Below are 20,900 nucleotides of genomic sequence, written 5' to 3'. Positions count from 1 at the left end.
GAAGCGTTTGAGCGCCTCTATTTTGTCTAGACAAATGCAAAATCCCTGCCTAGCATGCCTCAAATAAAGCGAAAAAAATATCGCACAAAAATAAATCAAAAGGGGTTCCGATCATGAAAAAGACATGGGTTATCGCCGCAATCGCGACGCTTGTTTCATCTGCTTCCGCCTATGCCGAAACATCGGTTACAATAGGCATGTCCGGCTGGACCGGCTTTGCGCCACTGACGCTTGCCAAGCAGGCCGGCATTTTCGAAAAGAATGGCCTCAAGGTCGATATCAAGAAGATTCCGCAGGCAAGCCGGCATCTGGCGCTTGCTTCCAGTGACATCCAGTGCGCCGCCACCACGGTCGAAACATGGATCGCGTGGAATGCCAACGGCGTGAAGTCCACCCAGATTTTCCAGATGGACAAGTCGCACGGAGCCGACGGCATTGCGGTGCGCAGTGATGTTGCAAAGGTGTCGGACCTGAAGGGCAAGACGGTTGCCGCTTCTGCACCGGGCACATCCCCCTATTTCTTCCTTGCCTGGATACTGAAGGAAAACGGCTTGACCCTGAAGGACGTGAAGGTCGTCAACCTTGAGCCGGGACCGGCCGCGCAGGCATTCGTCGCCGGCCAGAATGAAGCCGCCATGACCTATGAGCCTTATCTGTCCACAGTGCGCGCCGCACCGGACAAGGGGAAAATCCTTGCGACGACGCTGGATTATCCCGCCGTCATGGATACGTTCGGCTGCACGCCGGATTTCTTGAAGGCCAATCCGCAGGCGGCAAAAGCCCTTGCGGACAGCTATTTCCAGGCGCTCGAGCTCATCAAGACGGACCCTGCAAAATCCTATGAGACCATGGGAGCGGACGTAAAACAGGCGGGCGAGGCATTCGCAGCTTCGGCGAAATTCCTGGAATGGCAGGACAAGGCCGCCAACCAGAAGTTCTTCGACGGTGAATTCAAGACATTCTCCGAAAAATCGGCTGATCTGCTTCTGGAAATCGGCGTGATAAAATCGAAACCCGATCTTTCGACACTCGCGGACACGTCCTTCATCAAGTAACAGAAGCAAACTGCTGCTTTTCCTTCGGGGATTATTGCAGCCAGTGAGAAGCCTTACAGCGCCTGTGTGTCACGGACGACGCACGGCGCCTAGATGGTGCGGCGATAGAGTGCCGCGCCCGTTTTCCGGACAGGCGACAGAATGCAACCTCTTCAACCCATAAAGAACAGCACGCGGATTTTTCTCGGCATTCTGTTCTTCGTGCTTTTTTTCTCCGCCTGGGGCTTTGCCACGCTCGGCGGCTTCGTATCGCCGACCTTTCTGGCTGACCCGATCACCATGCTGAAGGACGGCATCTATCTGCTGACCGATCAGGGATTTGCCAGCGATATCGGCATGACGATCTGGCGTGTTGTCGGCGGCTTCGTGCTGGCCTCGCTCGTTGCCGTACCGGTCGGCATCGCCATGGGCGCTTACAAGCCGGTCGAGGCGCTGCTTGAACCCTTCGTCTCCTTCGCGCGCTATCTTCCGGCTTCCGCCTTCGTGCCGCTGCTTATTCTCTGGGCCGGCATCGGCGAGATGCAGAAACTGCTGGTGATCTTCATCGGCGCAGTTTTCCAGATCATTCTCATGGTTGCCGTGGCGGTTGCCGGCACAAGACGCGATCTGGTGGAGGCTGCCTATACACTTGGCGCAAAAGACCGGGGCGTGGTCCGCCGCGTTCTCATTCCCGCCAATGCGCCCGATATTGCGGAAATTCTCCGTCTCGTCCTCGGCTGGGCCTGGACCTATGTCATTGTTGCCGAGTTGATCGGCGCGTCGTCGGGCATCGGCTATATGATAATCAACAGCCAGGCGCTGATGGCGACCGGGCAGATCATCTTCGGCATCATCGTCATCGGTGTCATCGGACTTATTTCTGACTTCGCGTTCAAATCGCTGAACCGGAAGCTTTTCGCCTGGAGGCTTGCCTGATGAGCGAACTCGTTATCAAGGGCGTCAGCCGCACTTTCCCCGGCGTTCAGGGCGGCCAGCCAACGCTGGCCTTGCAGCCCACGGATCTGGAAATCTCCCGCAACGATTTCGTCACCATTCTCGGCCCGTCCGGATGCGGAAAGTCGACCTTGCTGCGCATCATCGCCGGTCTTGACCGTCCAACGACGGGTGAAGTCCTTTTGTCCGGCCGGGCAGTGACAGGGCCGGGGGCGGATCGCGGCATGGTGTTCCAGTCCTACACGCTGTTTCCGTGGCTAACGATCCGGGAAAACGTCGCCTTCGGTCTGCGCGAGCGTGGTGTGGCCGAGAAGGAAAAATGGGAGATCGTCGACAGCTATATCGACAAGGTTGGCCTGCGCGGTTTCGAGAACCATTGGCCGAAACAGCTGTCCGGCGGCATGCAGCAGAGAACAGCCATCGCTCGCGCTCTGGCAAACGGCCCGAAAATCCTGCTGCTGGACGAGCCTTTCGGCGCACTCGACAACCAGACGCGCGGACTGATGCAGGAATTGCTGCTCGGCATATGGGAGCGCGAGCAGAAGACCGTCATTTTTGTGACGCATGACATCGAGGAGGCGGTATTCATGGCGTCGCGGGTTGTGACGATGTCAGCGCGGCCGGGGCGCATCAAGTCGATCATGCCGGTCGACCTGCCGCATCCGCGTCACTACACCGTCAAGGCCAGCCCGGAGTTTTCGCAGCTACGCGCCAAGTTGACGGAGGAAATTCGCAGCGAGGCGATTGCCGCCGCTGCCCATGGATAGTTGATCCATAGAACCGGGAGGAAGGAAGCATCGGTATGAGGAGTATAGGCGCCGATCTTCAGGAAAAATCACTGCACGAGCGCATCCGCAACGATGTCGAGCGCCACATCATGTCGGGCGAGTGGCCGCCGGGGTACCGTATTCCCTACGAACACGAGATGACCCGGCAATATGCCTGCTCGCGCATGACGGTGAACAAGGCGCTCGGCGAACTGGTGCAGCGTGGCCTGATTGAAAGACGCCGTCGTCTTGGCACTTTCGTTCGCCAGCCCCATGCGCAATCGGCCGTGCTGGAAATCCACGATATCGAGCGGGAGGTGCAGGCCCTCGGCCTCGTTTACGGTTACCGTCTCGACAGACGGCGACTGCGCCCTGCGGGGGAAGAAGACGGCGCGGCCATGGCGCTTGCCGCGGATGCCCCGGTTCTGGAACTCACCTGCACGCATTTTGCCGGCGGCGTTCCCTTTTGCCTCGAGGAACGCATCATCAATGTCACCGCCGTTCCGGAGGCTGAGGCAGCGGATTTTTCACAGATCGGGCCGGGCACTTGGCTGCTGAAAATGGTTCCCTGGAGTGCCGCGGAACATCGCATCAGCGCAGTTTCCGCTGATCGCAAAAATGCGACCGCGCTCGGCATTGCTTCCGGTGCGGCGTGTCTGGTCATCCACCGCCGCACCTGGCACGGAGCGGATTATGTCACCAGTGTTCGGGTCACCTATCCCGGCGACCGACACGCGCTGGTGGCGCAGTTTTCGCCTTCGCAAAACACCTGAAGACCGCAGGTGGTCAATTTTTTGTAAAGAAGAGTTTACGGGTCGTCTTTTGGCAATATAATAGTTGTCAAAAGAACTCAGGTTTATTATCGGAACGTCAAGCTTTCACGACGGCATCCGTTCATGGCCCCGGTTTTAATGAACCGGTCAATCTGCGGATGAGTTCATCGACGGAAATCCGGGATAAAAATTATGTCAGCTGAGACCTCAACTTCTTCCGCGTGCTTCACCAGAGCAAACAAAACACGGCATATCTCACTTGCCATGACGGTCACTTTGCTGGCCGGCTTGAGTGCCGGAGCGGTTTTTGCTCAGTCGGCATCCGAAACCCAGATCCAACCAGCACCTGCACCGGCAACGGAAACGATGCAGCCCGCGCAGTCGCCGGCTGAGACGCCGAGCGCTCCGGCAGTCCAGCCTGTGCCGCCTTCCGCTGCCGCGCCCACACAGCCCGCGCCGGCCCAGCCTGCGCCCGCCGCAAGTAATCCCACGCCGGCAGCCGAAGGTGTTTCACCGCAGCCGACACAGACGGAGCAACCCGCTCCGACGAACGGTACGGCAGCGCCGAACGAGGTCTCCACCCCGGTTGAACCGGTAGTCGCCGAACCCGCAAGTGCCGGACATCGTGCGGACATTCCGCACAACCTGTCTCCCTGGGGCATGTTCATGGCGGCGGACTGGGTCGTGAAGGGCGTGATGATCGGTCTCGCTTTCGCATCGCTCGTCACCTGGACGGTCTGGGTGGCGAAGTCTATCGAGCTGGCCGGTGCACGGGTGCGCGCCGGTGCGACGCTCAAGGTTATTCGCAGGGCGAAAACCCTGAACGAGGCGACTGAGGCCGTCGAAAAGAAGGGCGGGCCGGCAGCGCTGATGTTGCGCATGGCAACTCACGAAATGCAGCTTTCCGACGCGGTGGTCGAACACACCGACGGCGGCGGCATCAAGGAGCGTGTATCCTCGGCCCTGTCACGCATTGAAACCCACGCCGGTCGCCGCATGTCGCGCGGAACGGGCGCCTTGGCGACCATCGGCTCCACCGCTCCCTTTGTCGGTCTGTTCGGTACCGTCTGGGGCATCATGAATTCCTTCATCAGCATCTCGGAATCGCAGACCACCAATCTTGCCGTCGTGGCACCCGGCATTGCCGAGGCGCTGCTTGCCACGGCAATCGGCCTTGTTGCTGCTATTCCAGCGGTGGTGATCTACAACGTCTTCGCCCGCTCGATCACGGGATACCGGCATTTGCTGGCGGATGCCGCAGCCGGCGTGGAACGCCTCGTCAGCCGCGACCTCGATTTCCGCCGCATTCCGCCGGGCAGCAGCAAGCCCGCTGTGTCGTTGGTTGGGCGGTGATCGGTCATGGCTGGCGGTATTCGCGAAAATAGCGGAGACGATCTCTCCGAAAACCACGAAATCAATGTCACGCCTTTCATCGACGTGATGCTGGTTCTGCTCATCATCTTCATGGTTGCCGCACCGCTGGCGACCGTGGATGTGAATGTCGATCTGCCCGCATCCACCGCCAAGCCGGCGGAGCGCCCGGAAGAGCCGCTTTATCTGACCGTCAAGGATGATCTGTCGCTCAATCTCGGCAATGATGCGGTTGCCCGCGAAGCCCTGGCAGCGGCGATCGACCGGCAGACGGGCGGCAAGAAAGATACGCGAATTTTCCTGCGCGCCGACAAAGCCGTCGACTATGGCCACTTCATGGAAATCATGAACCTGCTTCGCGATGCCGGATATCTGAAAATCGCTCTGGTAGGGCTGGAAAATGCCGCTGCGGCAACGCAGCCAGCCGGTGCCGTTCCGCCCGCCGCGCCCGCAGTGCCAGGAACCGCGCCATGACTGAAAACGGCTACCCGCAGTCCCGACATTCCCGCCTCGGGGAAGCGGCGTTGTGGTCCGCCGCAGCACTGCTCATGCTGGGCGTTCATGCGGGTTTTGCCTATTACCTGATGCAGGAACCAGAGGAACTGGATGCCGGCGGGCCGCCGCCTGCCGCGATCATGATCGAAATGGCAGCCATACCGGAAGCCGTCAACACCGAGGAAACGACGCCTGCGCAGGACGTTGAAGATGCCGAAGAGGTAAAGAGCGACAACAGCCAGCCGGTAGAGGAAGTCACCCCGGAGGAGCCGCCGCCGCCTGAGCCGGTTGTGGAAACGCCGCCGCCGGAACCCGTGCAGCCGCCGGAACCGCCGGTCGAGGAGATCGTCGAGCCGCAGGAAATTCCCGAACCGGTGGAGCCGATCGATCCCGTGCAGGAACAGATGATGGCGGAACTCGAAAATGTCGAGGTTCCCTTGCCCGTCATCCGGCCGCCGCCGCCGCCGGTCGAAAAGAAGGTGGAGAAGAAAGAACCGGACGACAAGAAGAAGGTCGAGCGCCAGCGCCCCAAACCGCAACAGGCATCGGAACTGCGCGAAACGGCCAAGGCCGAGACACAGCAATCCGACCGGACGGCGGCATCGCGCAACAATGCCGGTTTCTTCTCTTCATCCTCCGCCTCGCCGGCAAAATGGGGATCGAAGGTTCGCTCGCATATCCAGAGGCGTAAGCCCCGCTCGCTTCGCAGCGATGCGATGACAGCGACCGTGCGGTTCCGGGTTAACGATACAGGCGCCATCAGCGGTGTCAGTGTGGTGCAGTCCACTGGTGATTCCTCCATCGACCAGCAGATTGCGGCCTGGATCCAGAGCGCGTCACCCGTGCCCGCGCCGCCACCGGATGCAAATAAGACAATCACCTTGCCGATCAGCATCCGCTAGATCGATTCCAAGGCCACGTCGCGGTTCTGCTGGAATAAGCTCTTGCCTGGTATGACGCCCTGCCAAAGGGCGAATGCGTGCCCGACCGTTATTCTCGATAAGATATCCATTCGGGCCTGAATTGCATTTCGCGAATGTTTTCGATGGTGTAGGTCTTGTCGACTTAACACGCAGAGGCATTCCGGAATGAAATTCTCAATCGCAGAGGCGGAGGATCTCGTATCCTCTATCTTTGAGCGTAACGGCGTTCTGCCGCAAAACGCCCGCTCCGTGGCGAAGGCGCTCGTGGCATCCGAGGCTGCAGGCCAGGGCGGCCACGGTTTTCGGCGTATCCCCGTTTATGTCCGTCAGGCGCGGGTTGGCAAGGTCAATGGCAATGCGCGGCCGGTGGCAAGTCGTGTCAAACCGGGTGTGCTGTCAATCGACGCTAACAACGGTTACGCCTATCCCGCGATCGACTGCGCCGTAGACGAGTTGCCGGACATGGCCCGGCAGCAGGGCATCGCGCTCGCCGCGATCCATCGCTCCCATCATGCAGGCGTCATGGCACTTACAGTCGAGCGTTTCGCGGAAATGGGCCTCGTGGCGCTGATGTTCGCCAATGCGCCTGCATCCATGGCGCCTTGGGGTGGCACCAAACCGCTCTATGGCACCAATCCGATTGCTTTCGCCAGCCCTGTTGGCGAGGCAGATCCGCTGGTGATCGATCTGGCGCTTTCCAAGGTTGCGCGCGGAAAGATCATGGCGGCCCGCCAGAAGGGCGAAACCATTCCGGGCGACTGGGCGCTTGATACGAATGGCCGGCCCACGACCGATCCCGAAGAAGCCCTAGCCGGAACGATGGTGCCTGCGGGCGAGGCCAAGGGTGCTGCCCTGGCGCTGATGGTGGAGATCATGGCCGCCGCGCTCACCGGTGGAAGCTTCGCCTTCGAGGCCTCTTCCCTTCTGGACGACAAGGGTGCGCCACCCTCTCTCGGCCACACGATCATCGCCATAGACCCCGTATCGTCGGGCGGTGCGGCCTTTACCGAGCGACTGGCGCTTATCGCCGGAGAGATAGAGAAGCAGGAAAACGTGCGTTTGCCCGGTCGGCGAAGCCAGGGCATTCGAAGGCAGGCGCTGGAAAGCGGTATCATCGTCGAAAGCGATATTCTTGCCGAGATTCAGTCGCTGTGAGGAACTGAAAATGAAAACCCGGCGGACCGGAAAGTCCGCCGGGTAAACCGTGTATGGCTGCCTTGCAGTTGCGCCGATAGGCCGGAAATCATTTCCGACCCGCCTTTTGGTCCGCCGTCCCGCCATCGAAATGGTGGGTTTTTGGCGCAGAAAGCAACACATCCGGTTTTGGCTTACGGGAAGGGGACGATTTCGCGTAAGCTTTTGGAGCGAGAGGGAAGCTCTAAATATCCTGTTCGATCAGTCCACGCAGCAGGGCGATGCTGACGGCATTCAGCAGATTGGCCGCACCTAGCCTTAGGCGGACCCGTTCCAGAGTATCTTTAACATCCGCTTCGTCCGCTCCCGTTATCAAGGCAATGTGAGAAGGATGTCGGCCTCGCGCAACGAGCCCCAGATATTGCCGCTCACGATCCGAAAGGACGATTTCACGCGCCTGATGACGTTCATGCTGCGTTTTTGACGACATAGTCTTTCAGCCTCAAAAGAGATTGACCTTCCCAAAGCCGGATGTGGCCTCAGGAACCAGGCAGTAAGCAGCTGATCTCGCAGCCAGCCGGTCCCGGCATGGGCATATCCTCGGCGATGAAAGAATGACTGCATCGTCCTTCCCAAAAACCTGAAATCGGTTCTTGTCCAGAACAATGTAAAATTCAAAGCTTTGGAATGTTTTCCGTCATGCCCGAAGGCATATTGCGGCGTTCTATTAGGCGGTCTGCCATCTCAAGAGAATAACATCTCACGCCAAGTTTTGCGTTTTTATTGTTATGTTTCGATACATAATCCAATGAACGCCGACATATTTCCCAATTTTATTTTGGATATATGGAATATTGATGCTGGGAATGCGTCCTATACGGCGGAATGATGCGCGTGTTTCTTGCGAATATCCGTGGGCGTTGCCCCGAACCAGCGGGAAACGGAACGCGAAAACGCACCCGGCGTAGAATAGCCGAGCCTGTAGCTGATATCGGAAACCGGAAGATCGCTTTCCACGAGGAGCTTGAAGCCGGCATTCTTGCGAATGGCGTCCTTTATCTCGTTGAGATTAGTCCCAAGCTCGGCAAGCCGTCTTTGAAAACTGCGTTCCGACAGGTTGAAATAGGGGGCGATCTCGCTCAGCGAAAGCTCGGCATCCGACAGCCGCACCTGCATGTAACGCTTCACCTGATCGATGAAATGCGTGGCGTCTGCCGATGTCTCCGGCCGCAGCATCCGGCATTGCAAGTTCATCAGCTCGAACAGCCGCTCATCTGCATTTGGGTTGACCACGTCCAGAAGTGATGTGGGAAGACGCATGGTATGGATGGGTTGCGAAAAGCTGACGCGCTTGGTCATTCTTTCTTTAAATAGCTGAATATTAACCGGTTTCGGCCGTTCCAGACCGATCTCGATCAGGTTGACGCGCTCCCCCAGAATATCGCGAAGGCGCTGGATCAGAGCTGTCAGCGACAAATCCACATATTGATCGCGTTTGGCGATGACAGGCGCAAAGGACCACGACAGGGTTACGTGCGCGGCATCCGTGACCATGGTGAAATTGCTGTTATTGGTCGCGTAATAAACGTGATCCTGAAGAAAACGCAGGAAAGCCCGCACTGTCGGCGCGCTGATCAGGCCATATCCGAATGCGCCGGATGCGCCGGCGGGAAAGGTGGACGCGCATTGCAAACCAAAGGCGTCGTCGCCGGAAATCAACGCACATGTCTCGAGCAGGCGGCAAAATCGGTCGAGGCTGATGCGCTCCGTCACGCTGCCGAAAGTGGCGGGATCGATATCGAGAGCCTTGCAGATGGGGGCAATATCGATGCCCCGCGACCGTGCATAATTGGCGACGCCGGCGGCCAGACCGGCCACCACTGTTATCTCGTCGCTGACCCTCTTTTCAGGCATCCCTCGCCTTGGCGTACCATGTTTGGAAATTGTCGCCTGATGGTAAGCGTTGGGAAGCCATTTGTCGAGCAGTTCGGCCTATGGAGTTTAAATGTGGCGACGGCAGGCGCTCTGCTCCAGCACCTGCATGATGGTTTTGCCCGCATCTTCCATGGAACCGCTATTGTCCACGGTCGTCACATCAAAATCTCCGACGACCGTGAGCGAACTGCGTTCCAGCCGCCGGAGAATATCCTCCCGGCTTTCCCGCCCGCGCTGCTCCAGCCGCTTCGCCAGCACGTCCGGCCGTGCAACGATGTTCACGACCTTGAGGCGCGCAAAGGCGGTGCCGAACTGGGGCAGGGCCGAGCGGGAGCCGTTGGCGATGACCACGTCTCCCGCATTAAGATGACGATAGACGGCGGCCGGAATGCCATATTTCAGCCCATGCGCCTGCCAGGAAACGGCAAAAGCACCTTCCTCTTCCAGCCGGTTGAACTCGTGCATGGAAACCGCATCGTGATTTTCGCCGCCGGCATCGCCGCTGCGGGTAATGACCCGGCGGGTGAAATGGAAGCCCGGCCGCCCGGACAGCTGCGCTGCCGCATAATCCATCAGCGTGTCCTTGCCGGCCCCACTCGGGCCGACAATTACGATCATGGTTCCGGGCACCGTACCCAGTGTCTGGCCGTCAAGCCGGCTATCCTGTCCGTTGCCGGTCATGCCACACGTTTGCCCTGACGCCAGACCGAGCGGGCGACGGGAACGCCGTCCTCACGGTGAACTCGGACCAGATCGGCCCGCAATCCCGTTGCGATGCTGCCGCGATCGCGAAGGCCCACCGTTCGTGCCGGCGTGGAGGTAACCATGCGCAACGCTTCCGGCAGAGTGATGGCTTCCACCTGGTCGGCGAGCAGGAACGGTGCGTAAAGCAGGCTGAACGGCACATAGTCGGAAGAGAGAACATCCAGCACGCCAAGTTCGGCAAGATCACGCGCGGCGATGTTGCCGGAATGGGACTTGCCGCGAACGATGTTCGGTGCGCCCATCAGCACGCTCATGCCGGCGCTGTGCGAAGCCTTAGCCGCCTCGACGCTGGTGGGGAACTCCGCGAGTTTCACGCCGTGCCCGATCGCTTCGCCCACATGCGCTTCTGTAGCGTCGTCATGGCTTGCAACGGTTATGCCGCGCTCGGCGCAGCGGGCCGCCAGGTAATCCCGGTGCTTGGCAGAAAACTCCGCCGATGCCGTCTGCCGGCGTCTGACGAACTCGGCGAAAGCCTCGTCGCTCAGTCCGCGCTTCTTCTGGTAATAGAAGATATATTGGTCCATCGACTGGAACTGGCGCTGTCCCGGGGAGTGATCCATCATCGAAATCAGCCGTACACGCGGATCGGTCTCAAAATCTTCGAAATGCTCGAGCACATCGGCGGAGGCGACTTCACAGCGCAGGTGCAGCAGGTGATCTGCCCGCAGGCGGTTCTGATCGGCAGCGGTTTCAATGGCATCCGCCATTTCCCGCATCTCGCCCTTCTTGAACCCGCCATCTTCGTCGGAGCCCAGCCGCAGGCAGTCGAAAACAGTGGTAATGCCTGATGACGCGACCTGCGCATCGTGAGCCTGAATGGCGGCGATCTTATCCCAGATAACCCCGGGACGCGGCGAATAGTGCTGTTCCAGATGGTCGGTGTGCAGTTCCACCAGACCCGGGATGAGGAAATCGCCTTCAAGATCCTCACCGGTTTTGGAGGCGCCTTCGCTGATATCGGCGATCTTGCCGTCACGGATCAGAACGGATCCCAGAATAATATCGTCTTCCAGAACGATACGGGCGTTGGAAAGGGCATGCTCGGTCATGGGTCAGCATCTTTCTTTGGCGGCTGGCCAAGCGGGTGCCAGCGATGAACGGTAAATGGTGCGCCGCGCGTTTCCTCAACGAACAAAGCGAGGCCGGAAATGGTGAGAGGCCGGTCGACGAACTCGGAAAACTTTGTCGAAAGCACACCCTCGATAGCGGGCGCGTCGCTTTCGTCGATGCGGCCCGTCAGCGTCATATGAAAGCGGAAGTCGTCCATGACATGCGGATAACCCCAGAGCGAAAGATTTTGCCGCTGGCTTTCGGTCAGGTTTTGCGGGCGCCGGCGGGCAATGTCGGTCTCGGACAAGGGCGCGCGAAACCGGTCGAAATGGTCGACGATCTCAGCGGCAAAATCCTGCAGCGGCTGGTAGGTGCGATCCGGAACGAGCGCGAAAAACGGCCCGAGTGCGCCGATGACAACACGCGGAATATCGAAGACGGACTGGCTGGCCGCAAACTGTTCGAGGGCGGCGACGAGTTCCGCTTCGCTGTATTTTTCGGAAAGCTCGAAGGGGGCTTTCAGCGTCGCGTGGAAACCGTAACGGCGCGGCTCCTCCGTCATCTCCGCATAAGCGGCATGGTCATCATGTTGCGCGCCGGAAAACGCATTGCGTCCCAGCCAGCGCGACGCCGCTTCAGTCAGTGGATGATCTTTAGCCGGAGAAAAATAGATGGCGTAGCGCACGGCAAGCACTCTTCGGTGTCATGGAAAACCTGGATGAAAAGCTATTTGGCGTGACTCGCCCGCTTCCCGCAAGGTCAGGAGTGCGAGGTAATCGCTTTCCGTGACAGAATGATGATGCCCCAGGAAAAAAAGCGCTTGAAACGCCGCGTGTCTCTCGAATGTCCGCAAGACGGATGCTGGCGCATTGAGGGGATGTATCTGACTTTGCAAAGAGGTTCCGGTTTTGCGCACGTCTCGGGAAGCGGGATAACCAAACCCCGCTCCCGCTTTATGAATTAATGCTGGGTTTTCCCGATCAGGCGCGATCGCAGGGAATTCGAGATGTGGTCGAACAGGAAAACCACGAAGAGAATGAGCAGCACCATATAAGCGACCTTGTCCCAGTCGGCATTGGTACCCATCGCTTCCAGCAGTTTCAAACCGATGCCGCCAGCGCCAACCGCACCGATGATCGTGGCGGAACGGGTGTTGCTTTCCCAGAAATAAAGCGACTGGGAAATGAAGACCGGCAGGACCTGCGGAAGCACGCCGAAACGATTGACGGCAATGGGAGAAGCGCCAACCGATTTGACGCCCTCGCGCTGCTTGTCGTCAACATTCTCCAGCGCCTCGGCATAGACCTTGCCGAGCGCACCGGTATCGGTGAAGAAGATCGCGGCAATCCCGGGGATCGGCCCCGGACCGAAGCTGCGGGTGAAAAACAGCGCCCAGATCAGCATGTCGATCGAGCGCAGGAAGTCGAACAGACGCTTCATGCCCCAGTTGGCGGCCCTGTTGGCGGTGATATTGCGTGCGGCGAGAAAAGCGAGCGGCAGGGCAACGAGCGTGCCGAACAGCGTACCCACAAAGGCCATCACCAGCGTCTGCATCAGCTTGGAAAGAATATCGGCGTGCTGCCAGACACCATTGTCGAGGAAATCATCGACCATGTGGCTGATGTTTGAGCGCGTGGGATCGAGCCTTTCCCCCCACAGCGCCAGTGCGGCAAGGTCGCCGTAGCCCTTGCCCCAGAATTCCGATTTGGTATCGAACAGGAAGTTCGCCCACCCGAGGAACCGCCGCTGCACGTAAACCTGGCTGGTGCGGATTTCCGCCTGTCCGGCAAAACCGTAGTGCACGAGAACCTTGTTGCCGTCCTGCGTGATCTCTTGCGGCAGGACCTCAGGCGCCAGAGCCTTGTCGCCATTGATGATGACGGGATAGTTCTTGCCGTCCACATAGACGTCCACCCGGGTCGGCGTTACGTCGAGACGGTTTTGCGTGCCCGCGTAAACGACGCTGTAGCCGCCATCCGGCAAGGGTTGCAGCCAGTCGATCGGCGCATCGGCGGGATATTGCATCCGGCTTGACCACTGCGGGTTCACCTTGCCGTCTTCGAAACGAAGGCGTGGCTGGGCCCGCCAGGAATACCAGTCCTGAATGTAGCTCGAAGCGCGATCCCATCGACCCTGCATGAAAGCGGGGCCGACATTGAAGAAGAAAAAGCAGGCGGTGAGATAGACGAGGACGGCGACAATACCGGTCAGCAAGCCGTATCGCTGCATGAAGCCGCGATTGAAAATTGCGGGATGTGCGGCCGTCAGCCTCTCGCGGTCTGCGGTATTGAGAATGAAGCTGGACGACATCAGGCCGCTCCCCGTCCGAATTCGAAGGATTGATGGCCGATCAGCCTGCGGCGCAACCAGCTTGAAAACTGGTCTACGGCGATGATGGTGATCAGCAGCAGGATGATGATGGCATAGGTCTTGGAAGCGTGATCGTTACCGATCGACAGCCGGAAGACCTCGCCAATGCCGCCACCACCAACGGCGCCGATGATGGTCGAGGCGCGTACGTTGATTTCGGCACGCAGCAATGCATAGGACACGAAATTGGGCAGGACCTGCGGCACGATGGCAAAGCGAACCCGCTCCAGCCAGTTGGCACCCGCGGCACGCAGGCCTTCATCCGCCTTCATGTCGGCATTTTCCACGACTTCGAAGAATAGCTTCCCCAGAGCCCCGATGGTGTGCACGGAAATCGCGATGATCGCCGCGATCGGCCCGATCGATAAGATGGCAGTCAGCAATCCCGCGACGACGATCTCCGGAAAAGCGCGCAGGATCTCCATTACCCGGCGTACAACCCAGCGCACGAGGCCGGCACCGATAAGGTTGGTGGAGGCAAAGAAGCACAGCACAAATGCGAAGGTCGTGCCTATTATCGTCGAGACCAGCGCGATGTTGAGCGTGATGATCAGCTGATAGATGAAATGCGGTATGTAGAAACCGTTGGTGATGTAAACGCGATCCGCGACATAGTTGTATTTCAGCGAACCGTTGTCATAGGGCGACGGCAGGTCGAACATCGCCCGGAAGACCTCGAGCGGGCTATCCGGCACGAATGTTTTCATGAAGTCGAAAAAATATGGCAGGCGCTCGAAGAACTTGCCCGAATTGGCCTCATTGGCGAAATTCAGTGAGGCGGCAAGGACGATGAGGAAGATAACGAGCGACATAACGGTATAAATCCGCCGTGTCCTAAGCTGCTGTTGATAATGACGCATCACCGTTCGGGACGATGCGCTCAATCCCTCGGGCGTGAGGGTACCATGTTGCAGTGTGGTCGCCATGCCGCTTTCCTTTATTGGCAAAAGCGGCGGTGCCGCAAGGCACCGCCGCTTCCGGATATGATCTGAGGATCAGCCGCCGATAACGGACTTACGGGCGTCGATGATCGTCTGGTAGAAAGCCGGGTCGACCTTGATGTAGGCAGTGTTCTTGCCCTGGGTGTAACCCTGGAAGCAGGCGAGATCCTTCTTCGGCAGTTCCATGAAGAAGTCTTCGACCTTCTGCTTCATGCTGTCACCGATCTTGTTGGCAACGAGAAGCGGACCGTTCGGGATCAGCGGGGATTTCCAGACCTGAACGATATCGTCCATGTCGAGGTTGCCCTTCTTGACCATCTGGTGAAGGTTGCCGCCGGAGTAGCCTTCTTCCCACTTGCCGACGCCCGAACCGAATGTCGTGCCGACGTCGAACTTTTTGTCGAGAACGGCGAGAACGAGGTTCTCATGGCCGCCGCCGAAGCCGGTTTCGGAGAAATATTCCTTGACCGGAACGCCGGTTTCCTTCGGGATCGATACGTTCGGGACGAGGAAGCCCGAGGTGGAGTCAGGGTCGGCGAAGCCGATCTTCTTGCCCTTGGCGTCAGCCAGAGACTTGATGCCGCTGTCCTTGCGGGCAACCATGATCGTGTAGTAGCCGCTGGAACCGTCAGAGCCGGTATAGGTCAGGATCGGATCGACGGCCTTGGGATCGGCAATGGCGATCTTGGCGTAGGAAGAAGCGCCCATGGATGCAATGTCGATGGTGCCGCCGAGCAGGCCCTGGATAACGCCGTTATAGTCCGGCGACGGGAAAACCTGAACTTCGGAAACGCCGGTTGCAGCCTTGAGGCCATCGGCAACGCACTTCGTGTTGCGGATCTGGTCGGCTTCATTTTCCGAACCGTCGAGGCCGATACGCAGGACCTTGACGTCCTGAGCCATGGCCGAACCGGCCAGAACGCCAAGGGCGACTGCCGAAAGAAGGATTTTCTTCAACATGGACTTTCTCCTGTTTCCCGGCGAGCCGGAGTTTGTTGTGAAGTATCGGCCCTTGACGCGGGCGCAAACGATGCTGAGCGGTTCCTCAGAGCCCGGCGAGAGCCAGCGGTTCGGGACCGGCAGATTGCTGAACCGGACGCGCGGCAAGCTGCGCGCCGGGAATATTGATGCTGGTCGAGGTCATGGTCTCGTCGATGCCGGCGCCGTGTGAATCCGTGCCGTAAATCTCCGTGACCGCCGCCGCCGTCAGTTCGGCGGGTGTTCCGTCGAAAACGACTCGACCCTGCGACATGCCGATGATGCGTTCGCAATAATTGCGCGCCGTATCCAGCGTATGCAGATTGGTGATGACGGTGATGCCTTCACGCTCGTTGATGTCGCGCAGGGCGTCCATGACGATCTTGGCGTTCAGGGGATCGAGAGAGGCGATCGGCTCGTCGGCGAGAACCATCTTCGGAGACTGCATTAGTGCCCGGGCGATAGCGACGCGCTGCTGCTGGCCGCCGGAAAGCGTGCCCGCCGCCTGCATGGCCACGTGCTCGATGCCGAGCCGCTCGAGGGCGGCAATCGCCATCAGGCGCTCTTCATCCGTGAAAATGTTGAACAGGCTGAGCACGGTCGAACGGTGGTTCAGGCGGCCGAGCATGACATTGGTGAGCACGTCGAGACGCGGCACCAGATTGAACTGCTGGAAGATCATCGCGCAGTCGCGCTGCCAGTTGCGCAGGGCGGCACCCTTCAGCGAAGAGACTTCCGTGTCGTTGAAATGAATGGAACCCGAGGAGGGATCGACGAGGCGGTTGATCATGCGCAGCAGCGTTGACTTTCCTGCGCCAGAACGTCCAATCACGCCAACCATCTGGCCTTGCGGAATTTCCACATTCACGGAATCGACCGCAGTGTGGTTGCCGAAACGGCGCGTGACTTGCTTCAGGTGAAAGCTCATTTCCCCGTCCAATCTTCTTCTGATGGGGTTCGACCTAACAGCGGTGCGTGAAGCGTGAATGTCAGTTTGATGAAGAAAATATTACAGAATGCGCAGATAAGGCGTGCGCGTGGTCGCCTGCGAACCTTTTAGTAGTCGTGCCAAGGGCTTGAAGCCCGCGCTTTGTCTCGCAGACATGGTTAGGGAGACCCCGGAGCATGACCCCGGAATCTGCAGTTTCTTCGGTGTGGGGCGATTTTACCCGGCGTATTTCGCCACGAAATCCTCGGCGGCGAGGGTGCGGAAATCGTCCAGTGCGCCGCGCAGCTTTGCGTGGTCCCAGTCCCACCATTTGAGATCGTCCATGCGCTGGCCAAGGTCCGCCGGGAAGCGGTTCCTGATCAGCCGGGCGGGTACGCCGCCGACGATGGTATAGGGCGCAACGTCTTTCGACACGACCGCACCGGCCCCGATTACCGCACCGTTTCCGATTGTGACGCCAGGCAGGATGGTCGCGCCATGGCCGATCCAGACATCGTGGCCGATCACCACGCGCTTGGCGCGGCGGGCGGCGAAGAAGTCATTTTCATCATCGGCGTCGTCCCAATAATTGCGGGCGCGGTAGGTGAAATGGTGAAGTGTGGCGCGCGACATCGGATGATTGGTCGCGTTGATGCGGACGGATGCGGCGATGTTGACGAATTTGCCGATGGTGGCGCACCAGATCGCACCGTCCTGCATGACATAGGAATAGTCGCCCATCTCCACTTCCTCGATGCGGCAGCGTTCCGAAATTTCGGTATAGCGGCCGATCGATGAATTGGTGACGCGGGCACTTTCGTGGACAACAGGTTCGAGACCGACCTTCACACTCATGCCGCTGCCTTCCGGGGGGAGAATTGCGAGACATCCAGAACGCGATCGGCCACGGCTTCCCGCACTTCCTCGTCATGGAAAATACCGAGCAAGGCCGTCCCTTTGCGCTTCTTTTCCGCGATCATCTCCACGACCACCCGTCGGTTGGCGGCATCCAGGGATGCGGTCGGTTCATCGAGAAGCAGGATCGCGTGATCGGTGATGAAACCGCGTGCGATGTTGACGCGCTGCTGCTCGCCGCCGGAAAAGGTTGCTGGCGGCAGCGACCACAGTTCCCGCGGCAGGTTGAGTTTCGAAAGCAGAACGGCTGCCTGCTTGCGGGCCTCTTCCGCGGCAACCTTGCGCGCAAAAAGCGGCTCGGCGACGACGTCGATCGCCGGAACGCGCGGCACGGTGCGCAGAAACTGGCTGACATACCCGATGGTGCGATGGCGAATCTCGAGGATGGTGCGCGGCGAGGCGCTGCCCATGTCGATGACCTGATCCTCGTGGCGGATGAGGATCTGGCCGCTGTCGATGGCATAATTGCCATAGAGCATTTTCAGGATCGAGCTTTTGCCGATGCCGGACGGGCCGCCGAGCACGACACATTCTCCGCCGGACACGGAGAAACTGACATCGCGGACAACAGGCAGTTCGATGCCATCGCGAAGATGCATGGTGAAGCTTTTGAAGACTTCCGAAACGATGAGGGGTGTCGGCATGGCGTCAAACCTGCAAAATGGAGGAAACAAGCAATTGCGTGTAGGGTTCGCGCGGATCATCCAGCACCCGGTCTGTCAGACCGTGTTCGATGACGTCACCACCCTTCATCACCATCATGCGATGGGAAAGCAGCCGCGCGACCGCCAGATCATGGGTGACGACGATAACGGCGAGGCCGAGATCGTTGACGAGACCACGCACGAGATCGAGCAGGCGTGCCTGCACCGAGACATCGAGGCCGCCGGTCGGTTCGTCCATAAAGACGAGGCGCGGTGAGGTCACCAGGTTGCGGGCAATCTGCAGACGCTGACGCATGCCGCCGGAAAAGGCGCGTGGCTGGTCGTCAATGCGGTCTGTGCCGATTTCCACCCGCTCCAGCCACTCGCTGGCTGATTGCCGGATATTGCCGTAATGCCGGTTACCGACAGCCATAAGCCGCTCGCCGACATTGGCGCCCGCCGAAACCGCCATGCGTAGTCCATCCGCTGGGTTCTGGTGCACGAAACCCCAGTCTGTCCGCATCAGGAAACGCCGTTCGGCCTCGCCCATATGATAGAGGTCTCGCACCGAGCCATCGCGCATGCGATATTCCACGCTGCCAGCCGTCGGCACGAGCCGTGTGGAAATGCAGTTGAGAAGCGTGGTCTTGCCGGAGCCGGATTCACCGACGATTGCCAGAACTTCGCCCGGATAAAGCTCGAAGGAGACGTTGCGGCAACCGGCGCGGTCGCCGTAATATTTCGAAACGTCCCTGACTTTCAGAAGCGGTGCGTCGCTCATTCTGCGGCCTCCTTCACATCCGCCAGCAAATGGCCCTTGTGGCCATGGGCGCGGCGGTCTTCGCAATGGTCGGTGTCGGAGCAGACGAACATCCGCCCGCCCTTGTCGTCCAGCACCACCTCGTCCAGATAGACATTCTCCCCGCCGCACAGCGCGCAGGGCTTGTCGAAGCTCTGGATTTCAAACGGATGGTCCTCGAAATCCAGGCTGACGACATCCGTGTAGGGTGGCACGGCATAGATGCGCTTTTCGCGCCCGGCCCCGAACAATTGCAGGGCGTCCGACAGGTGCATTTTCGGATTGTCGAACTTCGGGGTTGGCGAGGGGTCCATCACATAGCGCCCCGCAACCTTCACCGGATAGGCATAGGTGGTGGAGATACGGCCGTTGCGGGCGATGTCCTCATAAAGCTTGACGTGCATCAGGCCGTATTCCTCCAGCGCATGCATGACGCGGGTTTCGGTCTCACGCGGCTCGAGGAACCGCAAGGGTTCAGGAATGGGAACCTGATAGACAAGCACCTGCCCCGAATGCAGTTCTTCTTCGGGAATGCGGTGCCGCGTCTGGATGATGGTTGCATCCTTGGTGCGGGTGGTGACGGCGACATCAGCGACCTTCTGGAAGAAGGCGCGGATGGAAACGGCGTTGGTGGTGTCGTCGGCGCCCTGGTCGATAACCTTCAGGACATCGTCTGGACCGAGGATGGCGGCGGTCACCTGCACGCCGCCGGTGCCCCAGCCGTAAGGCATGGGCATTTCACGGGAAGCGAAGGGAACCTGATAACCGGGAATGGCAATTGCCTTCAGGATCGCCCGGCGGATCATCCGCTTGGTCTGTTCGTCCAGATAGGCGAAGTTGTAGGCAGCCAGCCCGTCGTCGAATGAAACTTCTTTAAGCATTGCGCGTTAACCTTGCGAAAAAAGGAGTACAAGCTCATGGAGATTGGAATTCTTGCAGCCGTGTTCTTTGCCGCTTTTGCAGCATTGACCGTCTTTTGCGCCTATTGGTTCGGCGAGCAGCACAGTCGCTGATTTATTCGGCGGCATCGCTCATCCATTCCCCGGCATCGGTGTCGGTCGCGTCGAAATCGGCGCGCATTTTGCGCACCAAGCCCAGTTCGGCCTGAAAATCCACGTAGTGCGGCAATTTCAGATGTTCGACAAAGCCCGTCGCCTGCACATTGTCGGCGTGCGAGATGACGAATTCCTCGTCCTGCGCCGGGGCAACCACATCCTCACCGAATTCAGCGGCGCGTAGCGCACGGTCGACCAGTGACATGGCCATCGCCTTGCGCTCGCTCTGGCCGAACACCAGACCGTAACCGCGGGTGAATTGCGGAGGTGCCTTGGCAGAACCCTTGAACTGGTTGACCATCTGACATTCGGTGACCTTGATGTCGCCGAGCGAGACAGCAAAACCGAGCTCCGGCACATCCAGTTCGACCTCCACCTCGCCGATGCGGATTTCACCGACGAACGGGTGTGTGCGTCCGTAACCGCGCTGCGTCGAATAGGCGAGCGCCAGAAGAAAGCCCTCGTCGCCGCGTGCAAGCGATTGCAGGCGCAGGTCGCGCGCCATCGGAAACTCTATTGGTTCGCGTGTCAGATCGCCGGCAACGTGGTCATCCGGCATGTCGCCGTCACTTTCGATCAAGCCTTCTTCGGCGAGAATGTCGGATACGCGCATGACGTATTCTGTCTCGCCCTCACGGATGGCAGGGATCTCGACAGCTCCGTTCTCCAGCAGCGAGGGATCGAGCAGGCGGTGGGTGTAATCGAAGGTCGGTCCCAGCAATTGCCCGCCCGGCAAATCCTTGTAGGTCGCCGAAACGCGCCGTTGGACCGTCATCTTCGCAGTATCCACGGGAACAGAGTAGCCGAAACGGGGCAGGGTCGTGCGGTAGGCGCGCAGCAGGAAAATCGCTTCTATCATGTCGCCGCGAGACTGCTTGACGGCAAGGGCGGCCAGCGACTGGTCGTAAAGCGAAGCCTCCGCCATGACCCGGTCAACGGCGAGCGAAAGCTGCGAAACGATCTGCGTCACCGTCATGGCGGGCAGGTCGCGGTCTCCGCGCCGCTTGTCGGCCAGAAGCCGGTGGGCGTTGGCGATGGCGGTTTCCCCGCCTTTGACAGCAACATACAT

22 protein-coding genes are annotated in these 20,900 nt (G+C 59.4%); 8 read left to right on the top strand and 14 right to left on the bottom strand.

Features of this window, described 5'->3' with window-relative positions; genetic code table 11:
- The first annotated feature begins 113 nt into the window (after positions 1-113).
- The 8 genes from J5276_RS14330 to J5276_RS14295 all read left to right on the top strand — a co-directional run bounded on the left by J5276_RS14330 (position 114) and on the right by J5276_RS14295 (position 7,472).
- Entirely contained in the window at positions 114-1,055 is a 942-nt protein-coding gene (locus J5276_RS14330; protein ID WP_209159311.1) for an ABC transporter substrate-binding protein, read from the top strand.
- A gap of 141 nt (positions 1,056-1,196) precedes the next feature.
- Positions 1,197-1,970: an ABC transporter permease gene (locus tag J5276_RS14325; protein ID WP_003514452.1), complete on the top strand. Its 774-nt coding sequence runs from the start codon at positions 1,197-1,199 to the stop codon at positions 1,968-1,970.
- Complete coding sequence (locus J5276_RS14320; protein ID WP_013635262.1) at positions 1,970-2,755, top strand: ABC transporter ATP-binding protein; 786 nt, start codon at positions 1,970-1,972, stop codon at positions 2,753-2,755. Before J5276_RS14325 ends, J5276_RS14320 begins: the two co-directional genes overlap by 1 nt.
- 35 nt (positions 2,756-2,790) lie before the next feature.
- Complete coding sequence (gene hutC, locus J5276_RS14315; protein WP_080799834.1) at positions 2,791-3,528, top strand: histidine utilization repressor; 738 nt, start codon at positions 2,791-2,793, stop codon at positions 3,526-3,528.
- Between the two features lie 192 nt (positions 3,529-3,720).
- On the top strand, positions 3,721-4,881 hold the full coding sequence (exbB, locus tag J5276_RS14310) for a tonB-system energizer ExbB (RefSeq protein ID WP_065703610.1): 1,161 nt from the start codon (positions 3,721-3,723) through the stop codon (positions 4,879-4,881).
- A gap of 6 nt (positions 4,882-4,887) precedes the next feature.
- Positions 4,888-5,373, top strand: a complete 486-nt coding sequence (exbD, locus tag J5276_RS14305) for a TonB system transport protein ExbD (RefSeq protein ID WP_013635265.1) — start codon at positions 4,888-4,890, stop codon at positions 5,371-5,373.
- Complete coding sequence (locus tag J5276_RS14300; protein WP_003514462.1) at positions 5,370-6,296, top strand: TonB family protein; 927 nt, start codon at positions 5,370-5,372, stop codon at positions 6,294-6,296. Before exbD ends, J5276_RS14300 begins: the two co-directional genes overlap by 4 nt.
- Positions 6,297-6,482: 186 nt before the next feature.
- Positions 6,483-7,472, top strand: coding sequence for an Ldh family oxidoreductase (locus J5276_RS14295; protein WP_019564530.1), 990 nt, complete (start codon positions 6,483-6,485; stop codon positions 7,470-7,472).
- Between the two features lie 223 nt (positions 7,473-7,695).
- On the opposite strand, the gene J5276_RS14290 is transcribed toward J5276_RS14295, so the two are convergent.
- From J5276_RS14290 to J5276_RS14225, 14 genes are all read right to left on the bottom strand, one after another.
- A complete protein-coding gene (locus J5276_RS14290; protein ID WP_003514469.1) occupies positions 7,696-7,941 on the bottom strand; it encodes a LuxR C-terminal-related transcriptional regulator in 246 nt (81 codons plus the stop codon).
- Positions 7,942-8,324: 383 nt separating this feature from the next.
- Positions 8,325-9,365, bottom strand: a complete 1,041-nt coding sequence (locus J5276_RS14285; RefSeq protein ID WP_065659758.1) for an AraC family transcriptional regulator — start codon at positions 9,363-9,365, stop codon at positions 8,325-8,327.
- 87 nt (positions 9,366-9,452) lie between these two features.
- Positions 9,453-10,067, bottom strand: coding sequence for a phosphonate metabolism protein/1,5-bisphosphokinase (PRPP-forming) PhnN (gene phnN / locus J5276_RS14280; protein ID WP_162632890.1), 615 nt, complete (start codon positions 10,065-10,067; stop codon positions 9,453-9,455).
- Complete coding sequence (locus J5276_RS14275) at positions 10,064-11,200, bottom strand: alpha-D-ribose 1-methylphosphonate 5-triphosphate diphosphatase (protein ID WP_003514474.1); 1,137 nt, start codon at positions 11,198-11,200, stop codon at positions 10,064-10,066. The genes phnN and J5276_RS14275 overlap by 4 nt, the downstream gene beginning before the upstream one ends.
- Positions 11,197-11,886: a DUF1045 domain-containing protein gene (locus J5276_RS14270; RefSeq protein WP_111782953.1), complete on the bottom strand. Its 690-nt coding sequence runs from the start codon at positions 11,884-11,886 to the stop codon at positions 11,197-11,199. The genes J5276_RS14275 and J5276_RS14270 overlap by 4 nt, the downstream gene beginning before the upstream one ends.
- A 275-nt stretch (positions 11,887-12,161) precedes the next feature.
- A complete protein-coding gene (phnE, locus tag J5276_RS14265) occupies positions 12,162-13,511 on the bottom strand; it encodes a phosphonate ABC transporter, permease protein PhnE (RefSeq protein ID WP_025592096.1) in 1,350 nt (449 codons plus the stop codon).
- Positions 13,511-14,497 carry a phosphonate ABC transporter, permease protein PhnE gene (gene phnE, locus J5276_RS14260; RefSeq protein WP_013635271.1) on the bottom strand — a complete coding sequence of 329 codons (987 nt, stop codon included), beginning with the start codon at positions 14,495-14,497 and terminating at the stop codon, positions 13,511-13,513. Before phnE (J5276_RS14260) ends, phnE (J5276_RS14265) begins: the two co-directional genes overlap by 1 nt.
- A gap of 69 nt (positions 14,498-14,566) precedes the next feature.
- Entirely contained in the window at positions 14,567-15,472 is a 906-nt protein-coding gene (gene phnD, locus J5276_RS14255; protein ID WP_003514479.1) for a phosphonate ABC transporter substrate-binding protein, read from the bottom strand.
- A gap of 85 nt (positions 15,473-15,557) precedes the next feature.
- Positions 15,558-16,418 (bottom strand): phosphonate ABC transporter ATP-binding protein, encoded by an 861-nt coding sequence (gene phnC / locus J5276_RS14250; protein WP_003514481.1) that lies wholly within the window; start codon positions 16,416-16,418, stop codon positions 15,558-15,560.
- A 237-nt stretch (positions 16,419-16,655) separates the two neighbouring features.
- Positions 16,656-17,273, bottom strand: coding sequence for a DapH/DapD/GlmU-related protein (locus J5276_RS14245; protein WP_112154828.1), 618 nt, complete (start codon positions 17,271-17,273; stop codon positions 16,656-16,658).
- Positions 17,270-17,977 carry a phosphonate C-P lyase system protein PhnL gene (gene phnL, locus J5276_RS14240; RefSeq protein ID WP_111782898.1) on the bottom strand — a complete coding sequence of 236 codons (708 nt, stop codon included), beginning with the start codon at positions 17,975-17,977 and terminating at the stop codon, positions 17,270-17,272. Before phnL ends, J5276_RS14245 begins: the two co-directional genes overlap by 4 nt.
- 4 nt (positions 17,978-17,981) lie before the next feature.
- Positions 17,982-18,758 (bottom strand): phosphonate C-P lyase system protein PhnK, encoded by a 777-nt coding sequence (gene phnK, locus J5276_RS14235; protein ID WP_003514488.1) that lies wholly within the window; start codon positions 18,756-18,758, stop codon positions 17,982-17,984.
- The gene (locus tag J5276_RS14230) at positions 18,755-19,657 is read right to left on the bottom strand and encodes an alpha-D-ribose 1-methylphosphonate 5-phosphate C-P-lyase PhnJ (RefSeq protein ID WP_003514490.1); all 903 of its coding nucleotides are present in this window, start codon (positions 19,655-19,657) and stop codon (positions 18,755-18,757) included. The genes phnK and J5276_RS14230 overlap by 4 nt, the downstream gene beginning before the upstream one ends.
- 133 nt (positions 19,658-19,790) lie before the next feature.
- Complete coding sequence (locus J5276_RS14225) at positions 19,791-20,900, bottom strand: carbon-phosphorus lyase complex subunit PhnI (protein ID WP_112154827.1); 1,110 nt, start codon at positions 20,898-20,900, stop codon at positions 19,791-19,793.

It is taken from the genome of Agrobacterium sp. S7/73 (genome assembly GCF_019355535.1).
Taxonomy (GTDB): Bacteria; Pseudomonadota; Alphaproteobacteria; order Rhizobiales; family Rhizobiaceae; genus Agrobacterium; species Agrobacterium tumefaciens.
This window is presented reverse-complemented; position numbering and strand designations above follow the sequence as displayed.